This is a genomic window from Thermogemmatispora carboxidivorans, assembly GCF_000702505.1.
GTDB lineage: Bacteria > Chloroflexota > Ktedonobacteria > Ktedonobacterales > Ktedonobacteraceae > Thermogemmatispora > Thermogemmatispora carboxidivorans.
Genome location: NZ_JNIM01000001.1, coordinates 634929 through 653510 on the forward strand (window position 1 = coordinate 634929; position 18582 = coordinate 653510).

Below are 18582 nucleotides of genomic sequence, written 5' to 3' on the forward strand. Positions count from 1 at the left end.
GGGCAAGTGGTGGTCATTTAGAACCTCTTGGAGAGAAAGGATGGTTCCATGCTCGCTGTCTGGTTGTTAATCGGTTGTCTATTCGTCATCATGTTCCTACGTATTGGCCTTCCCTTTGGAGTTGAGGCAGCTGGGCGGACCGTGGCCCGTGTCAGACTTTCCTTTAGGGAGCGGCTGCTCTGGCATCGCGCGGACATGTATGCCCTGGGAGCAGTCTTGCTGCTCAGTGCCATCGGGGGGTGGTTCCCTACCACCCTTGAACTTGTTCTTATCCTTATGGCGCTTGCTATTGTCAATCTGCCGGTGCACTATCGGTTAACCGATCGTGGAATTGCCTGTAACAATGTCTTTTTCCGGCCTTGGGAGGAGTTTGAGTATGCGACGCTTCGTGGTTGGAAGCTGACCCTTATCCCGCGCCAGGGGGCTGGCAGGCTGCGCCTGGCCCTTTCGCCGAAGCATCAGCGTGAGCTTCTCCCCTATCTGAGTCGTTTTCTCCAGATCCGTGAGCTGAGCGAAGCTGGGAGGTCGGAGCGTTTCCGGCTTCGTGTGCGGGCGCTTCAGAGGTATTTCCCCGCACTGAGGACCCTCCTTATCTTTGCTGGCTTGCTGGTCCTTTCGCTGGTCTTGCTCAGTGCCTGTGGCGCTGGTCCTGATCCCAATGGTCTGAACAGCAGTGATCAGCAGCACCTGACCTCGGTCACTGCGACTGGTACGCAGCCATCGATCTCTCAGGACGATGTGAACAAGGCCAAGACGAGCGAGCCATTTGCCTATAATCTGGCCCTGTATGTTGACCAGAACCGCCTGGCTATCAACTTCGTCTGGACGTTGGTCACGGGCTATCTCGTGATGTTCATGCAGGCTGGTTTCGCGCTGGTAGAGACGGGGCTGTGCCGCGCAAAAAATGCCGGTCATACGATGGCCATGAACTTTATGATCTATGGCATTGGTATGATCGGTTACTTTGTGGTTGGTTTTGCCTTCCAGTTTGGTGGAATTGGCCTTGTCGGGGTACCGAACCTGGGCGGCCTCTCCAGCCTGACCAACGAGCTGACCATTCCCATCGGTGGCATCAACTGGGGTATCGTTGGCTATAAGGGCTTTTTCCTCAACGATGGCACCTATGACGTCGGGGTGGCCGTGATGTTCCTCTTCCAGATGGTCTTCATGGACACGACTGCTACCATTCCGACGGGGGCGATGGCCGAGCGCTGGAAGTGGAGTGCCTTCTGCGTCTATGGTTTCTTCGTTTCGACTCTGGTCTATCCGATCTATGGAAACTGGGCCTGGGGTGGTGGCTGGCTCTCGCAGCTTGGCAAGATTGGCCTGGGAGCGGGTTATATTGACTTTGCCGGCAGCGGTGTGGTCCACGCTGTCGGTGGCTGGTGTGCTCTGGCTGGCGCCATGGTGCTGGGTCCGCGCCTGGGCAAGTACAATCGCGATGGTAGCCCTAATACCATTCCCGGCCATAACATGGTTCTCGCCCTGCTCGGCTGCTTTATCCTGGCCTTCGGCTGGTTTGGTTTCAACCCTGGCAGCACGCTAGGTGCTTCTGGGAATGGCAATCTGCGCATCGGTCTGATCGCTGTGGATACCATGCTTGCTGGCGCCTTCGGCTCGGTCGCTGCCATGCTTTTCACCTGGCTCACGGGGGCGAAGAAGCCGGATATTGGCATGATGGGCAATGGTCTCCTTGCCGGACTGGTGGCGATTACTGCTCCCAGTGGCTATGTGAGTCCTGTTTCGGCTTGTATCATCGGAGCAGTGGCGGGCATCATCGTCATTCTGGCTGCTGGCTTTGTGGAAAAAGTCCTGAAGGTTGACGATCCCGTCGGGGCCATTGCGGTTCATGGTTTCAATGGCCTGTGGGGGCAGATCTCGGTCGGTCTCTTTGCCGATGGCCTGGCCAACTATGGTGGCCTTCAGGTGCGAGGTCTCTTCTTCGGTGACCCAAGTCAGCTGGTTGCTCAGCTGATCGGCGCGGTTGCCTGCTTCGTCTACGTCTTCGGAATTTCCTGGCTCTTCTTCAAGGCCTATGACAAGCTCTTTGGGCTGCGCGTCTCGCCTGAGACAGAGCTGGCGGGTCTGGATATCCCTGAGATGGGGTCACTGGGCTATGCCCCTGATGCTGAGCCGTACCGTGTCGTCGCCCAGGGCGACGGTAGTGTGGCTGTGGCTGGTGGGGCTGCTAGCAAGGATTGAGTCGATCCCTCTCCTCCCTGCAGATAGTTATTCCTGGCCTCCTGAACTCCTGAGACAGACCGTAGATGGGAACAACGGCGTTCCCATTCCACCCTTCTGTACTGACACTCGCTGGACAGAGCTTGGAGGCCGTGAGCACCTGTTACAGTGCTCACGGCCTCTGGCCCATGCCTGCTTCACGGGTTTCCCCTTGCCAAAAGCCATGTTCGTATGTTACACTTTTTGAACAGCGAACGCTGGTTGTTCGGCTGTATGGACCGTGACCAGGTGTCCGCGAGCCCCGCCGCTCTCCCCCGACCAATGCCGCTCATGTGTGCGCATCTGTGCGCCCTGCTATCCTGTCTATCCCGATGACCTCGGCGAGCGCTGTTTTGGTCGCCGACACAGTGTGGCTCCAACGCTGGTGCCTCCTGGTCTTCTATGCTGTCTGTTTTACAGGAGGGCAATCTATGCAGCACCATGCTTCTGCTGATCCTGCATATCCGCTCTACGATGCCCGGTGGGAACATGATGCCTGCGGTACAGGCTTTATTGTACAGATTTCCGGAGAGCGCAGTCATGCGCTGGTAGAGATGGCCCTGGAGGCGCTGGCTCGCCTGACCCACAGGGGAGCCCAAGACGCCGATGCCGAGACCGGTGATGGTGCTGGTGTGCTGACCCAGTTACCGACGGAGCTGTTCCGCGCAGAACTGGCGGCCCAGGGGATCACGCCGCCCGAGGCTCACGCTCTGGCTGTGGGTATGCTTTTCCTCCCCCCCCGTACACGCTCTCCCGAGGAGCTTGAGACAAGCCGCCAGATCATTGAGCAGACACTGGCTGAGTTGGAGATCCCGCTGTTGCTCTGGCGCCAGCCGCCGCTCGATGAGAGCGTCCTTGGCTCTCAGGCGCGCGCAACCCTGCCAACAATTTCGCAGGTTTTGCTTGCATGTCCAGACAAGCTTACCCCTGAAGCGTTCGACGCCTCCCTCTATAATGCGCGCCGCCTGATCGAGCGTCGCTGGCTAGAGGCTGGCCTTGCCAATGCCTATGTGGCGTCGCTCTCTCGCCACACCCTGGTCTACAAGGGCCTCATGGCGCCTGATACGCTGGCGCGTTTCTACCTCGACCTGGCCAATCCTCTCTATACCAGCGCTTTTGCTATCTTTCACCAGCGTTACAGCACCAACACCTTCCCGTCTTGGCCGCTGGCCCAGCCTTTCCGCATGCTGGCCCACAACGGCGAGATCAATACCCTGCTCGGTAACCGTAACTGGATGCGGGCGCGCGAGAAAGCTCTGACTGCCGCTCGCTGGGGGGAGAAACTGGCCGATCTGCTGCCGGTGATTCAAGAAGGGGGCAGCGATTCGGCTCAGCTTGACAACGTGCTAGAGTTCTTGACTTGTTCGGGCCGTGATCTGCTGCATAGCATGCAAATGTTGGTCCCACCGGCATGGGAGCAAATGCCCGAGCTGGATACTGCGTGGCGGGCCTGGTGCGAGTACCATGCAGGCCAGATGGAACCCTGGGATGGACCGGCGGCTTTGGTCTTCAGTGATGGGCGCTTTGTTGGCGCGGCCCTCGACCGTAACGGCCTGCGCCCGGCTCGCTATACGCTGACCTCGAACGGGCTGCTGATTCTAGCCTCTGAGGTTGGGGTGATCTCTTGTGAGCCGCATGAGGTGGTTGAGAAAGGGCGTCTGGGACCGGGACAGATGATCGCTGTGGACCTGGAACGCCATGCTGTGCTGCGTGACGAGGATATCAAGGCGCTGCTGGCTCAGCGCCAGCCGTACGAGCAGTGGCTTGACGCCAATCTGGTACGCTTGACGCGCCTGCCGCAGGTGGTGGCCTCGGAGCTGTGTAGCAATGGAGGTAATCAGCAAGAGCCAGATGCCGAAGCCCTGTTCCTGCGTCAGCTGCTCTTTGGTGTGACGAATGAGGATGTTGAGCTGATTCTGCGTGCGATGGTCCAGAATGCCAAAGAGCCGATCTGGAGCATGGGCGATGATACCCCGCTTGCCTCCCTCTCGCTGCGTTCCCGTTCCCTGGCCGACTACTTCCATCAGCGTTTTGCCCAGGTCACCAATCCTCCCATCGATCCTTTGCGTGAGCAGGTGGTCATGTCACTGGACTGCTATTTGGGACGGCGAGAAAGCCTGCTCAGTGAGTCCCCACGCCATGCTCATCTCATCCACCTGGAGACACCGCTGCTGACTGAAGCCCAGCTGGAGACGCTCCGTCATCTGGAGGAGCAAGGATTTCGGGCGCGCACGCTGGAGGCCACTTTCGCCCTGGCTGAGGGACCGACAGGACTGGAGGTTGCTCTGGCGCGTTTGGAGCGCGAGGCGGTAGCAGCTGTTCAGGAAGGCATCGATCTTTTGATTCTAAGCGATCTGGGCACAGATCTGGAGCATGCCCCTGTTCCGATGCTGCTCGCCGTCGGAGCGGTCCATCAGGAGCTGATCCGCCGGGGTCTGCGTACCTCCGTGTCGTTGATTTGTGAGACCGGCGCGGCCTGGGATATTCATCAGATCGCCTTGCTGCTCGGCTATGGAGCGGAGGCTATTATGCCTGCGGTGGCGCTGGCGACGGTGCGCGCGCTGGCCGGTGAGCGCCATCTGGAGTCGGTCACGCCCGAAGAGGCTGTTGAGCGCTACTTCCACGGAGTGGAGGAGGGCTTGCGCAAGGTCATGGCGCGCATGGGCATCTCGACTGTGCGCAATATCATTGGGGGGGGCCAGTTCGAGATTGTGGCCCTGGAGCCTGCCCTGGTCGAGCGTTGCTTTGCTGGCTCGCCGGCTCATCCGGGGAGGATTGGACTGGAACAGATTGGGCGCCAGCTGATCGAACACCATCAGAAGCTGGCCCAACCGGCTGAGCAGCCTGTGATGGCTTCGCGTGCGGCTGCCGGTGCCGGCGCGGCTCATCAGCGGCGCAAGCTACCCGAGGCCGGCTACTATCGCTATCGCCGCGATGCTGAGTATCACGCCTTCAACCCGCTAGTGGTGCGTGCTCTGCAAAAAGTGGCTCAGAGTGGCGATCCCGAAGACTATCGCCGCTTTACTGAGCTGATCTATGGCCGTCCGCCCACCAACATCCGGGATTTGCTCAGCTTCGTGCCACGCCAACCCATTCCCATTGAAGAAGTTGAGCCGGTCGAGGCGATTCGGACCCGCTTCGTGGTCTCGGCGATGTCGCTGGGGGCACTCAGTCCCGAGGCCCATCGTACCATTGCCGCTGCCATGAACAGCATTGGTGGGCGCAACAACACGGGTGAGGGTGGAGAAGATCCCGATTGGTACTACGAGCTATTGGAGGGCCACCCGGTCAGCAGCAAGATCAAGCAGGTGGCTTCGGCGCGCTTCGGTGTAACCACCGAGTATCTGGTGCGCGCCGAGGAGCTGGAGATCAAGATGGCCCAGGGTTCGAAGCCGGGTGAGGGCGGCCAGCTTCCGCCTAACAAGGTCACGCCCTTCATCGCACGCCTGCGTCATACGGCACCGGGCGTGCCCTTGATCTCGCCACCGCCCCATCACGATATCTATAGCATCGAGGATCTGGCTCAGCTGATCTACGATCTGCGTCAGGTCAACCCGCGGGCGCGCATTGGCGTCAAGCTCGTGTCGAGCAAGGGTGTAGGAACCATTGCAGCCGGCGTGGCCAAGGCCCATGCCAACTATATCCATATTGCTGGCCACGATGGCGGCACCGGAGCCTCGCCGTTCCAGTCGATCAAGCATGCTGGTATCCCCTGGGAGCTGGGCCTGGCCGAGACACAGCAGACCCTGGTACGCAACGGCCTGCGCAACCGTGTGCGGGTGCGCGTTGACGGCGGCCTCAAGACGGGGCGCGACGTAGTCATCGCGGCCATGCTGGGGGCCGATGAATTTGGGTTTGGCACTGCCATCATGGTCTCGCTTGGCTGCGACATGGCGCGTCAATGTCATCTGAACACCTGTCCGGCAGGCATAGCTACCCAACGTGAGGATCTGCGCGCAAAATACACAGGCCGACCGGAGATGGTCGTCAATTATCTGACCTTGCTGGCCCAGGAGGTGCGTGAAATCCTGGCTCAGCTAGGCGTGCGGCGCCTCGACGAGATCATCGGGCGGGCCGATTTGCTGCAATGTCCCGAAGAGGTGCGCATCGAACTGGCGCCTGTCCTGGCGACGCCGACGGGCAGCTTTGTGGCTCCAGCGCCACCGCCGCCGGGCTCGCAGGTGGCGGCCCAGATCCTCAGCGAGGCCGAGCAGGCGCTGAATGGAGAGCGCAGCGTCTTTACGCAGCATAGCATCCAGAACGCCGATCGCACGGTCGGGGCCAGTCTGGCGGGAGAGATCGCGCGGCGCTATGGCAATCAGGGGCTGCCGGGCGTGAGCGTCACCTGCACCTTCCACGGCTCGGCGGGACAGAGCTTCGGCGCCTTCTGCGTGCCTGGCATGCGCCTGATCCTCAACGGCGAGGCCAACGACTATGTGGGCAAGGGCATGACCGGCGGCCAGATTGTGATCATGCCGCCGCCGGCGGCGCGCTATCCTGCCCATAAGAATATCATTATGGGCAATGCGGTTCTCTATGGAGCCACTGGCGGCCAGCTCTTCGCCGCTGGCTGCGCGGGCGAGCGCTTTGCCGTGCGTAACAGCGGGGCCCTGGCTGTGGTGGAGGGTGTGGGAGCCCATGCCTGTGAGTACATGACTGGCGGCATGGTCGTGGTGCTTGGCAGCACGGGCATCAACTTTGGCGCCGGTATGTCCGCCGGTGTGGCCTATGTCCTTGATACCGAGGGCGTCTTCCCGCCGCGTTGCAATACCGAACTGGTCGAGCTGCAGCGCATCAGCGACCCTGATGAGGCGGAGGCGCTGCGCAAGCTGATCGTGCTCCATCGCAAGAAGACCCATAGCTGGCGCGCGGCCCAGATCCTGGCTGAGTGGGACCATATGCAGCGCTTCTTCTGGCGTGTGGCGCCGCGCGAGCGTGTACAGACGGCGCGCGATTTCCTGGGAGCCTATCCCGAGGAGAAACGCGACGCCGTAGGAAGCTAGCAGCGTGAAGGGCCACCGCTCTCGGTGGCCCTTTTACTGCTGATGCTCGATCCTGTCCTGCTGACCACAACCGAACCGCCACGGCGACTATGGCCCGCTGCGGCGATGCTGGCGACTCAGCACCTGCTCTTTCAGGCAGCATGAGGCGAGCAGAGTCAAGAGGCTGATGAGGGCACTGGCGACGAAAGCCTGATGCAGGCTCTGCGCCAGCCCACTTTTCACGGCAGTGAGCAGGGCTGCGTAGGCGCGCAGGCCCTGTGGTCCGTAGGCGGCGAAGGCAGCGCGAATCCGCAGCAGGGTGTTACCGGGCGCGAGCAAGACCAGCGGATCATCGAAGATGCTGATGAGGCGCTCAGGCAGGGCTGTGCGCAGCGCCGCCGGCAGAGCGGCGTGAAAAGCCGGGACGTAGCTGGAGGTGACGATGCCTCCCAGAACAGCCAGACTGATGGTCCCTCCGAGCTGGCGGAAGAAAGCCAGTGCCGCCGTCGCCTGGCCGAGCTTATCCGGCAGCGCATTCTGCACAGCCGTCGTATAGACGGCCTGACCCGCTCCCATACCAAGCCCCAGCACCAGCATGGCCATCAGAGCATCCACCCACTGTGAACCCATGTTCAAGCGTAGCAGCAGCAGTGCGCCCAGCAGGGCGAGCGCGGCCCCGGCGACCGCCTGCCATTTGTAGCGGCCTGTCAGGGAGAGCGATAGCCCGGTGGTCACCGCGCCGACGATGGCGGCCAGCGCCAGCGGGATAACCACCAGGCCGCTGTTAGTCGCCGAGCTGCCAATGACACCCTGGATGAAGAGCGGGAGGTAGTAGGCGCTGCCCATGAGGGCAATATTGAGGCTGATCGTTACCAGCGAGGCGATGCCGAAAACGCGCGGGCTGCGGCGAAAAAGGCCTGGCTCAAAGATCGGTTCCAGCCCGCGGCGCTCCAGAGAAGCGGCGTAGAGCACAAGGACGGTCAGGAAAAGGGCAGCTCCTGCCAATAGGGCGAGGATCTGCGGCGAGAGCCAGGCGTACTGGTTGCCGGCCCAGGAGAAGGCGAGCAGCAGTGGCGCCGTGCCCAGTCCCACGAGCAGGGCACCGCCATAGTCGATAAAGACCCGCTCTACCCGTGGTCGCAGCGGAGGCATCAGCCAGAGGAGCATGATCAGGGCCAGGCAGCCGATGGGTAGATTGACATAGAAGATCCAGCGCCAGGAAAAGTGGTCAGTCAGCCAGCCGCCGGCCAGCGGCCCCACGATGGCGGCCAGCGCGTAGATGCTCCCAGTCAGGCCCATCCATTTCCCACGCTCGCGTGGCGGAAAGAGGTCGCCGATCGCTGCGGAGGCAATGGGCTGAAGACCGCCGGCACCAATGCCTTGAAGGGCGCGGAAGACAATCAACTGCGCCATTGACCGCGCCAGCCCGCTGAAGGCCGAACCGATCAGAAACACTCCAATGCTAAAGAGAAAGATGAGCTTACGCCCCAATAGATCGGAAAGCTTCCCGTAGATGGGAATGGTGACCGTTGACGTCAGCAGGTAGGCGATACCAACCCAGGCGAGATCGGTGAAACCTTGAAGATCGGCGGCAATGTGCGGCAGCGCGGTGGCTACAATAGTCTGATCCAGCGTGGCCAGGAAGAGAATCAGCAGAATACCGCCGATGGTGGCGAGCGTTTGACGACGGCTGTAGACTACAAGATCCTCCTGCTGCGCCGGGGATGGCGGTAGCGGCTGCTCCAGTTCAGGCTGCATAGTGGTAAGCCTTTCTCTACTTACATCAGGACATCAGGACATACGATTTTAGGTGTTGCCAAGACACCGGCGAGATCTGCCGACCTGATAACGATGCTCAGGGCTTCAGGATACGCAGCATCCGCTCGATGGAAGGCTGGACCTCGCTGTAGTCATCCATGAACCAGGCGCCCGTTGCCAGGCCCTGAAGCAGCGACCCGTAGAGCAGCGTCAGCTCTTCGGGGTCTGCCAGGACCACCTGGCCGGCCTGCTGGCCCTCAACGATCAGCTCGCGAAAGAAAGTGTACGACTCACGGACGTAGCGTCGTGCCAGCGCTCTGATCTCTTCAGGTACAGCCTCACTGATCAGCGTGTGCAGGACGACATGGACATAGGCCGGTCGGCGACGCATGCCTTCCCACATGTAGGCTGTCAGACGATAGAGCTTCTCCCAGGGTGTGCCTGGCTGCTCGCGTAGCTCCTGCAGGCCAGTCAAGACCTGATCCAGAGCGTTGGCGATCACTGCTCTCAAAAGCTCTTCCTTACTGGCAAAGTAGCGATAGATCAGACCCTGACTGATCCCGCTGGCTGCGGCGATATCGCTGATGCGGGCCTCCGCCAGCCCTTTGCGCGCGAAGATCTCCGCGGCCACATTGAGGATCTGGCGACGGCGTTCATCGCGTATCTGTTGATTGGCTTGCTCGCTGCGTGGCATTGGCTGATCCTGCCAGGTAGTCATACTGTGCTCGTGTACTGTGCTCGTAGTAGCCCTGATCTCAACTCGGCCCAGCACGAGCTCGCCGCTGGATTATTGAATGATTAATCATTCATTGAACACATTGGAAAGTATAGCCTCCTTGCTGACCTCCGTCAAGAGGGCAGGGAGAGAAGGAGGTGGGAGCCGGTCAGGGTGGTGGCCGAGGCAAGGAGGCAGGAGCGAAAGAGAGAGTCAGAGAGGGACAGGCGGAAGCTAAGCGAGAGCGTCCAGCGAGTCATCTTCTGCTGAGGGGTGGATCACCTCAAGTTGGGCCCCGAGGACGCGCAGCTTCTCATCCAGACGCTCATAGCCACGTTCGATATGCTCCACGCCATGCACCTCAGAGGTTCCTTCGGCGCAGAGGGCGGCCAGAATATAAGAGCAGCCGGCGCGGATATCGGGGATATCCAGGCGGGCGGCGCTCAGGGGTGTGGGGCCGCGAACCACGCAACTATGCAAATACTGCTTTTCGCGGAAGCGGCAAGGCACTTCTCCCAGGCACTTGGTATAGAGGCCGATATGGGCTCCCATTGTTTTAAGGGCGTGGGTATAGCCAAAGCGGTCCTCATAGATCGTCTCATGCACCACTGAAATCCCGTCGGCCTGGGTCAGCAGAATAGTAAAGGGCTGTTGCCAATCTGTCATAAAGCCTGGGTGGACATCCGTCTCCAGAGCGATGGGAGGCAGAGGGCGGTCATCCCCAATAAAGCGAATGCCCTCATCCTCCACCTCAAAGCGCAGGCCCATCTTCGACAGCGTATTCAAGAAAGTCAGCAGCGTATCCTGCTGGGCCCCGCGCAGATAAATATCGCCTTTCGTCAGATAGGCAGCGATGGCCAGTGACACGGCCTCATTGCGATCGCTCAAGAGCGTATGGCGGGCGCCGCGTAGGCGCTGGACCCCTTCGATAACGATCCGGCGGTCCACCTTCTGCTCGATAATCGCGCCCATTTTCTGCAAGAACTTGATCAGATCGATGATCTCCGGTTCGAGGGCAGCGTTCTCAATGATCGTCACGCCGCGGGCCAGCGAAGCCGTAATCAAAAAGTTCTCGGTGGCCATCACGCTGGGAAAAGGCAAGTGGATCGTGGCCCCGTGGAGGCCGTGAGGAGCGCTCATATAGTAGCGTCCGCCCAGCTCCACGATGGTTGCGCCCATCTGCTGCAGGCCATTGAGATGGAAATCGATCGGGCGGGCCCCGATCCGGTCGCCGCCGGGGAGAGGGATATCGGCCTCGCCGCAGCGATGCAGCAGAGGACCGACCGTCAGGATCGCCATCCGATTCAGGCCGCCAATGGTCGCGGAGACTGAAGTTGAGTGGATCGCCGGGGTTCGGATCGTGAGCATATGCTCTTGTTCATTGAGCCTCACCTCTGAACCCATATCCTGGCAGAGACTGAGAGTCAGATAGAGATCGCCGATGAGAGGCACATTGCGCAGCGTGCAGGGTTCCTCGCTCAACAGCGAAGCGATGGTCATCTTGGTGACAGCATTCTTGGCGCCGCTGACCGTGACCTCGCCGTGGAGGGGAGTTCCGCCGCGGATCAGATAATAGGGAGCAGCCTTTGCGATGTCCGTCATGGATAGAGAGGTCTCCTTACCTGCTTACGAGCATTGCCCGGGGCCGTCCATAACCAGCGCAGGGCATTGAGGCGGGAAGGAGGGCGTACCACATGACCCGAGCGCGCTCGTTCCCGTCCTCGTCCAAATGGTAACCAGCCTGGCCAGTGCTGGCGTTCGCCGTCTGCGGCTGTCGTGGCTGGCAGGTGAGGGCTGCCCAGAGGACCAGCGGCCTCGCCGCGCTCGATAGCATCGAGAAGGTCGAGCACGTAATTGACGCTCTGTGCTACTCCCTCGACCATCAGATAGCCGCTGGGCTTGACGGCATCGCCCACCAGAAAGAGGCCCTGTAAAGGTGTGACCGGCGAGAGATCTCTCCCCTGGGCCAGGCGATTGACCGGCCACTCGCCTCGATAGACGCTCATCGTCAGAATACGGCAGTGTCGTTCAAAGGTTTCCCCGAAGAGGTGGCGCAGATCGGCGATGGCCAGCGCTTTCTCCTCCTCGATATTCTCGCTCTGGAGCACCTGATGCGTGATGAGCAAATGCTTGCCGGGGGGAGCCAGGCGGGGGTCGCAGTTCGTTGGCTGGACAATGCCAGCGATGCGCTGCGTGTCGAGACAATACATGATCCCTCGGTGTGGGATCAAAGAAACATCGCTGAGCACATGGACCTTCAGGCCCACTGCTTCGCGGTAGGCCTGATCCTGCTCGGCAGCACTCGCGGTGCTCTGGGCCGCCTGTTGCTGCTGCTTGAGCAGCTCGGCCTGACGCACCTGGCGATTTTCGATCAGAGCGGTGGTCGCGCGCGGACCGATATCGCTGACTACCAGGGGCGCGTAGAGCAGTAGCTCGTCACCGCTGGCCTTGTCGCGGGCGCGCACGCCTGTCACTCGCCCATCGGCGTGGAGAATCTGCTGCACCTCATGGCTCAGCAACACAGTGGCTCCCCGCTCGCGCAAACGGCGCTCTAGTTCGGCTGCCAGCGCTCCGCAGCCGCCCTCGACGATTCCGGGCGCACCATAGCGAAACATATTCTTAGTTGTGGCAATGACCTCAGCCGTTGAGACCTGAGCCAGCTCCAGGCTGAGGGCGAAGCGAGCGATGCGCTCGAAGAAGGCCACCAGCTCGCGGTTGCGCTCGACCTTGATATGGCGCGTCAGCCAGGCGCTGAACGGTAAAGCGCTCTCGCTGGCGGGCAGCGGGCGGAAAAACATCAGGTAGCCCAGGCGTAGAAACCAGAAGAACTGGCGCGGGCCCAGAAAGCGATAGACGCCGAGGAGGCCGCGAGCGCGCACCTGGCGCCCGTGCACATGGAAGGAGCCGAAGACATCAGCGTCCAGAAGACGGTGAGGAATCTGCAGGCGCCGCAAGGTGTGGGCCAGCACTCCGCTGCTGCCGAAGGGTACCATGTGCACAGCCCCGGTGCTGACCTGCACACCTTTAAAGGTTTTGGCGCTAAAGCGTCCACCGCAGTGATCAAGTCGCTCTAGCAGAGCCACCCGCTTGCCGCGCTGCAGCAGTTGAGCGGCGCTGAGCAACCCCCCCAGGCCAGCGCCGATGACGAGAGCATCGTAGTGAGCTTCCTGCATTTTTCTAAGAAAGGACCCTGTTTACTAGAATTGGCAACTGTTAGCGCTCTTCCCCGATCAGCGCCCTTAGTAGGGTATTGCACTCAGCAAGGGTATTGAGTACACTCTGGTGGATCTGGAAGACCTTATTCAGCTCGCGAGCTTTGCGAGCAAGGCGAGTCACATACTCGATATCGCGTGGGTTATTCGTAACATCTTCCATCAGCTGGATCAGCTCAGACCAGGCCAGGGCTTCGCGGCTGCGGGCCACGTCGGCGATCGTTTGATCCATGCGTTCAGCCACGCGGCGGACGCCGGCGCGCAACTGATTAGCCGTCTGGGCGATTTCGGCCTCATGGTTGCGCAGGGCCTCCTGGGTTGCATTCAGCTGTTCTTGGAGGGCCGAGACCTGTCCATCGAGTGTGGCCAGAGCTGCCATGAGGGAAGACATATCCGGCAAAGCTGGCAGAGGCAGGCTGGTCAGACGATTGAAGGTCACGCCATCGGCGGTGCTAGAAGCGAGGGGCTGAGCGACCTCTACAGCGGCGGAAGCGGAAGCCACCGGCTCTGACTCGCGCACTGGGCTGGCGGCGACCGGCTCAGCGACAGGAGCGCTGCTGCTGGAACCGCTCTCGCTGCTGGGGGTGACCAGCGGAGTGGGCGAGATTGATCCGCTGCCGGCCACTACCGAAGGAGGGAGCTCGCTCTCTGTGTGTGTCGCAAACTGGTCAATGGAGCTGGCCGTCAGGCTGCTATCCTCGCGTGTCCGATAGGTCATCTCGCTCGGCTGAATGCTAATAGTTGGCAGCTCATCGACGCCGCCAGCGGTGGCCTGGAAGATCAACTCATGCTCACCGATACCGATGTGGTCGCCATCCTTCAGCGTATAAGGGGCCAGTTCTTCAAGCTGTTGCCCATTGACGAATGTGCCGTTAGCGCTCCGCTCGTCGCGCAGGATATACTGGCCATTTTCGTAGCGTACAGTTGCATGGCGGCGTGAGGTGAGCTTATCCTTGGAGAGGAGAATATCGCTGGTTGGCGCGCGTCCAATCGTAATTTCCTCTTTATCAAGGGTATATTCCTGGATCACCTCACCGCTCTCTGATTTCAGGATAAAGCGGGCGGGGTTTTTAATTTTTGGCTCCGCTGTGGCAACTGCCGCTTCTTGGCTGGAGGCTGGCTGAACGGGAGAGGGTGACAGCTCCGTTGGTGTAGATGCAGATGGAGAAGCGGGAATGGTGGCATTGGGCCAGCTGCTGCCGGACGAAGGTGGCAGCTGTGGACCAGGGGCCGCAGCTCCCCACTCGTCCTGAGCTGGCAGAGTTGCGTCGCCCCCGGAGAGCGGGGTCTGGGCCGGCTCATAGGCGGGAGCGGAGGTAGGCAGCGGCTGACCACAACTCAAGCAGAAGCGATCGCCGGGCCGCGTTTCTGCACCACAACGGGGGCACTTGTCCATAATAGATCTCCTCCCTTTGCTAGCACGTAGGCTTTGCTTTTGTGCTCCTCGTATACCTCACAGGAGTATTTAGCGCACTCGCAAAACTGCTGCCATTATACCAGAAGTGGTCACCAGGCGTCGAGCGGGTACACAAGCGAGAGTGGGAGAGCCAGCGCTCGCCTGCAGTGCCACTCATTCACCGGGCAGCTGTGTTACCAGAACAGGCGCCTGAACACCTCGTGGATGAGATGGCGCACAAAGAGGTAGGTCAAGAAAAGCGCCAGAGCAATCAGGCCGACGAAGCACCAGAAGAGGCCGCGCAGCCCTGGAATGAACCAGGCCAGCAGGCCCAAAGCTACCACAGCGGCCAGGGTGCCCCCAATAATGACGAGCAGAATCAGCCCCACTTGCTTGAGGGGCTGTCGGCCCGGCAAGGCATTTGCCAGCTGGAGAGCTGAATCCGGCATAGGCTGGACTGGCGGAGCGACTGACGGATCTCCCCAGACAGGGGACCTGTTCCCCTGGCTGTTGCCTATTCCTACTGAAGGGAACAGCTGGGCACCACAATTGGTACAAAAGCGCGTCTGCAGGTTGTAAGGCTGGCCGCAGTAAGAGCAAGTGCCTGCTCTTTGCATCTTCCTGACTCCTTTCCTTTCCTATCTCCTGAGAGGACGTGCTTGAAACTGTGCCATCCCTGGGACCTGCTTGCTTCGCCCAGCGGAGTCAGAGATCCCCTTGATGGTTGCTTCTGTGCTCGTACTCTTATCAGGAACTCAGCAAACGCTGTTCTACCGCCACTGACTTACCTCTTCTTCTTCTTCTTCTCTTTCTCCTCCTCCTGGCGCTGCCCCGGCGCTCACTCTGGCAGCAATCGATAGATCTCAAGAGAGAGGCACCCAGGCTACATTAGGTTGCAGCGTATCGAAAAACTGTTTCAGCGTCTTCTCGTCGCCGGGCGCCGAAAACACGATGCTGGTCTCGCCGCGCACCCCGGAACAGATCTGGCTCGGCGTACGGGTTGGCGTTGGACTGACGCGAGCGGTTGGGCTGGCCTTGGCCTGGGGGCGGGCCGTTGCCGTGGGGGTCGCTAACGAGGCTGTGCACTGGAAGACAGACTTCTGATTACGATGTGGTGCCTCTGAAAGGCTAATAGCGCTCCCATCGGGGAGGAGATAAGAGATAGAAAAGTTGCCCCCAAAAATAGGATCGTGGACCGTGCCGAGGGCGCTCACCAGACAGGTGCGAGCTGGCAAGCGTGATGGTAAATAGATAGTGAAGCCGAGCAAAGCCTGAACCTGCTGCCAATCGGTCAGGGTCCGCGGGCCGCTGCTGGCAGGCGTGGCGGTGGGAGTGGTCGTCGCGGTAACGGTGGGAGTGGTCGTCGCGGTAGCAGTGGAGACTGCGGGTGAGACGGTGGCCCCCTCGTCGCGGAACAGCATTGAGGGCTTGCCACACCAGTGAAGCTGATTCAGTGCGACAGTAGCTGCAGTAGGTGTCGCGTTTGCAGACTGATTCGGATTGCCACCCAGCAAACCAGAGCAGGCAGCAGTCAGCGATCCCGTTAAGATCACCAGAGTCAGGAGTAGAAGCCAGCCATGTCGATGCTGTGGCGAATGGGAAACCTGTACCGAGCGCAGTAATGCTTTCATGGACATCATTGAGCAGCCTACTCCTCTCCCTGGTGACCTGCGAGCCAGGGGCAAGGTGTGGGGTGGCTGCTCCTCCTTTCTATCCTCTCTCAAGGGATTGCAGCGCGGCAACGAGCAGAGCCTGAGAAAGAGCCTTGTGCTCTGTCCTGCTTGCTCTCCCCCTCCCTCAAGAGGAAGAGAGTCAGGGTCGCTCGCCTCCGTTTTGCTGCTCTATCGTGCGAGCCAGTCAGGCCATCCAGGCCGTGTGCAAAGAGCGGAGCAGATGAGTTGCCAGATAAGAGCAGGGGGTCTCAGCGACGTGTGGGTGAGGGGAAGAAGGCTGCCATCCCCCGGCTCTGGCAGCGGCTGGGCGAGCAAGATGGCGCGGGAGAGGACGGACCAATGTAGCCTCCTCTCTCGCCTGTCGGCTCTCGCCTCCCAGTGACAACAGTACTTTTTTCCGCGCTCGCAAGAGCACCCTGCGCGCTTTGAACCCAGTATATATTACTGGTAAAGGAATTCCTATGGTCTGCTTCTCATCTGGTACCAAAAGAGGGCTTTACAGCCTTTTGGTTTAGTGCTACCATTACCCTCTGCTATTCAGGAATACGTTCATCCGGGTGTTTTTTGTCCTACTCATCCAACCCTTGTACTACCAGCGTAGGGCTGGGCACCCCTCTAGCTACCGAGTTGTTCTGAGAATCCAGGCCCGTGACCTGGCATTTCTATGTCCGAAGGAACTCAATCAGAGCGAACTGACGCAGCCTGAAGGCAGAGACGAACTGCGTATGAGGTGAGAGCCGGTGAATGCAAGACAGATCTGGAAAGCGACACTGGAGCAGATACAGACCCGGGTCCAGCCGTCCGTCTACGATACCTGGTTCAGCGGCACGGTGGGTCTCTCGTTCGATGAGAACGTCTTTATGGTGGGGGTGCCCTCGGCCTTTGCCAAGGCCCAAATGGAAGTACGCTTTATCGAGATGATCCGCTCGCTCCTCTCGGAAGCGACCGGCTGTCAGCCCGAGGTGCGCTTTGTGGTCACGAAGGGTTCGACGGTCAACGAGGAGCTGCAAGCCTTGGAACAAGAGGCCGCATTGAGTGAGAGCCCTGCCCAGCGTTTGAAGCGTGCCTATCGCGCTCCCAGGCATCGCCCGGCCTTGCGGGCGAAACTCGATTCGTCTTCACCGGCGATTGCAATGACGTCTCATGCCCCTTCTAGCGCTCGCCCGGTTCCCCATCGCGCTGAGGCCCATGAGGAGGAACACGAGCAGGCTGCTATCTTTCTTGGATATGAGCGCCCTGCCGAGGAGAAAGCAGGCGGTGGTGGCGAGCAGGAGCACCTCTTTACTCCCATTGAAGGCGGTAGTATGCTAAATCCTCGCTATACCTTTGATACTTTCATTGTCGGCAAGTCGAACCGCCTGGCTCATGCCGCCTCGAAGGCAGTCGCCGAGCGCCCCGGCTATGTCTACAATCCGCTCTTCCTCTATGGAGGGGTGGGCCTGGGTAAGACCCACCTGCTTCACGCTATTGGGCATCATGGCGAAGCTGCCGGCCTGAGCGTCCTTTATACAACCTCTGAAAAGTTCACGAATGAAATTATCAACGCTATTCGCTTTCAGAAGACGGAGGAGTTTCGCGCGAAGTATCGCCAGATCGATATTTTGCTGGTCGACGATATTCAGTTTATCGCTGGCAAAGAATCGACAGAAGAGGAGTTCTTTCATACCTTCAACGCACTCTACGACTCCAACAAGCAGATCGTGGTGACCAGCGATCGCCCCCCAAAGGCCATTGTAAGCTTGCAGGATCGTCTGCGCTCGCGCTTCGAATGGGGATTGCTGGCCGATATTCAGCCACCTGATTATGAGCATCGGCAGGCAATCCTGCGCTCGAAGGCCGAGTCGATGCGTTTCCAGGTTCCCCCGGCGGTCATTGATTATATTGCGCGCCCGGAATGCCGCAGCGTGCGCGAGCTGGAGGGGGCGTTGAAGCGCGTGATCGCCTATGCCACCTTGCATCAGGAGCCTCTCACGGTGAGCCTGGCGGCCAAAGCTCTGGAACATATCTATAACAGCAAGCCGCCAGCAACGTTAACGGTGCGCGAGGTCCTGGAGGGCGTCTGTCGCTACTACAATGTCGATCCTGAGCAGCTGCGTGGCAAAGCTCGCGATCGTGAGATTGTCTGGCCGCGCCAGGTGGCGATGTATGTGATGCGCGAGCAGACCGATGCTTCGCTGCTCCAGATCGGCGCCGAGCTGGGTGGGCGTGATCATACGACGATCATGCATGGCTGGGAAAAGGTTCAGGCGGAGATGGCTACCAATGATCGTGTGCGCCGTGAGATCGCGGCGGTGATCGAGACGATCGAGCAATCCAGAATGGATCTGCGGCGGCTCTGACTGGCTGCTGCTCTCCTCTCCTGCTGATCTGGCTGGGCAAAGCGGGCTTCGAGCCGTTCGCGGTCGGGTGGGGCCCAGGTGGCGCAGCGGTGCCGTAACGAGAGCGATCGCCAGACTGGCAATAGCGTGCGCCAGAGAGGTTGGTGCTGTGCCGGTCTGGTTCTATTTTTGGCCCTTTGCGACCTTGGCCTTACAGGGATCTCGGGAGGCGGCTGCTTGACTGTCAGCCGGTGGGGCGCTTCTGGTTCTGAGGAGCGCTGACCTGTCCGCAGGGACAGGGAGCAATC

At 60.2% G+C, this 18582-nt stretch carries 10 protein-coding genes; 3 read left to right on the forward strand and 7 right to left on the reverse strand.

The genetic code is table 11. From position 1 onward, the window contains the following. Positions 1-48 precede the first annotated feature (48 nt). Both N688_RS02465 and gltB read left to right on the forward strand, forming a co-directional pair. Complete coding sequence (locus N688_RS02465) at positions 49-2202, forward strand: ammonium transporter (protein ID WP_238321059.1); 2154 nt, start codon at positions 49-51, stop codon at positions 2200-2202. Between the two features lie 449 nt (positions 2203-2651). Continuing rightward, on the forward strand, positions 2652-7223 hold the full coding sequence (gene gltB, locus N688_RS02470) for a glutamate synthase large subunit (RefSeq protein WP_052887803.1): 4572 nt from the start codon (positions 2652-2654) through the stop codon (positions 7221-7223). Positions 7224-7310: 87 nt separating this feature from the next. On the opposite strand, the gene N688_RS02475 is transcribed toward gltB, so the two are convergent. From N688_RS02475 to N688_RS02505, 7 genes are all read right to left on the reverse strand, one after another. After that, positions 7311-8960, reverse strand: a complete 1650-nt coding sequence (locus tag N688_RS02475) for an MDR family MFS transporter (protein WP_052887804.1) — start codon at positions 8958-8960, stop codon at positions 7311-7313. A gap of 97 nt (positions 8961-9057) precedes the next feature. Continuing rightward, a complete protein-coding gene (locus N688_RS02480) occupies positions 9058-9678 on the reverse strand; it encodes a TetR/AcrR family transcriptional regulator (RefSeq protein ID WP_081838433.1) in 621 nt (206 codons plus the stop codon). Between the two features lie 231 nt (positions 9679-9909). Next, on the reverse strand, positions 9910-11277 hold the full coding sequence (gene murA / locus N688_RS02485; RefSeq protein ID WP_052887806.1) for a UDP-N-acetylglucosamine 1-carboxyvinyltransferase: 1368 nt from the start codon (positions 11275-11277) through the stop codon (positions 9910-9912). Next, complete coding sequence (locus tag N688_RS02490) at positions 11274-12848, reverse strand: phytoene desaturase family protein (RefSeq protein ID WP_052887807.1); 1575 nt, start codon at positions 12846-12848, stop codon at positions 11274-11276. Before N688_RS02490 ends, murA begins: the two co-directional genes overlap by 4 nt. Before the next feature lie 40 nt (positions 12849-12888). Beyond that, positions 12889-14283, reverse strand: coding sequence for an FHA domain-containing protein (locus tag N688_RS02495; protein ID WP_052887808.1), 1395 nt, complete (start codon positions 14281-14283; stop codon positions 12889-12891). Positions 14284-14477: 194 nt separating this feature from the next. Next, on the reverse strand, positions 14478-14732 hold the full coding sequence (locus N688_RS02500) for a hypothetical protein (protein ID WP_052887809.1): 255 nt from the start codon (positions 14730-14732) through the stop codon (positions 14478-14480). 414 nt (positions 14733-15146) lie between these two features. Next, positions 15147-15923, reverse strand: a complete 777-nt coding sequence (locus tag N688_RS02505) for a hypothetical protein (RefSeq protein WP_156025256.1) — start codon at positions 15921-15923, stop codon at positions 15147-15149. 773 nt (positions 15924-16696) lie between these two features. On the opposite strand from N688_RS02505, the gene dnaA reads away from it, so the two are divergent. Further along, positions 16697-18295 (forward strand): chromosomal replication initiator protein DnaA, encoded by a 1599-nt coding sequence (gene dnaA / locus N688_RS02510; protein ID WP_052887811.1) that lies wholly within the window; start codon positions 16697-16699, stop codon positions 18293-18295. Positions 18296-18582: the final 287 nt, after the last annotated feature.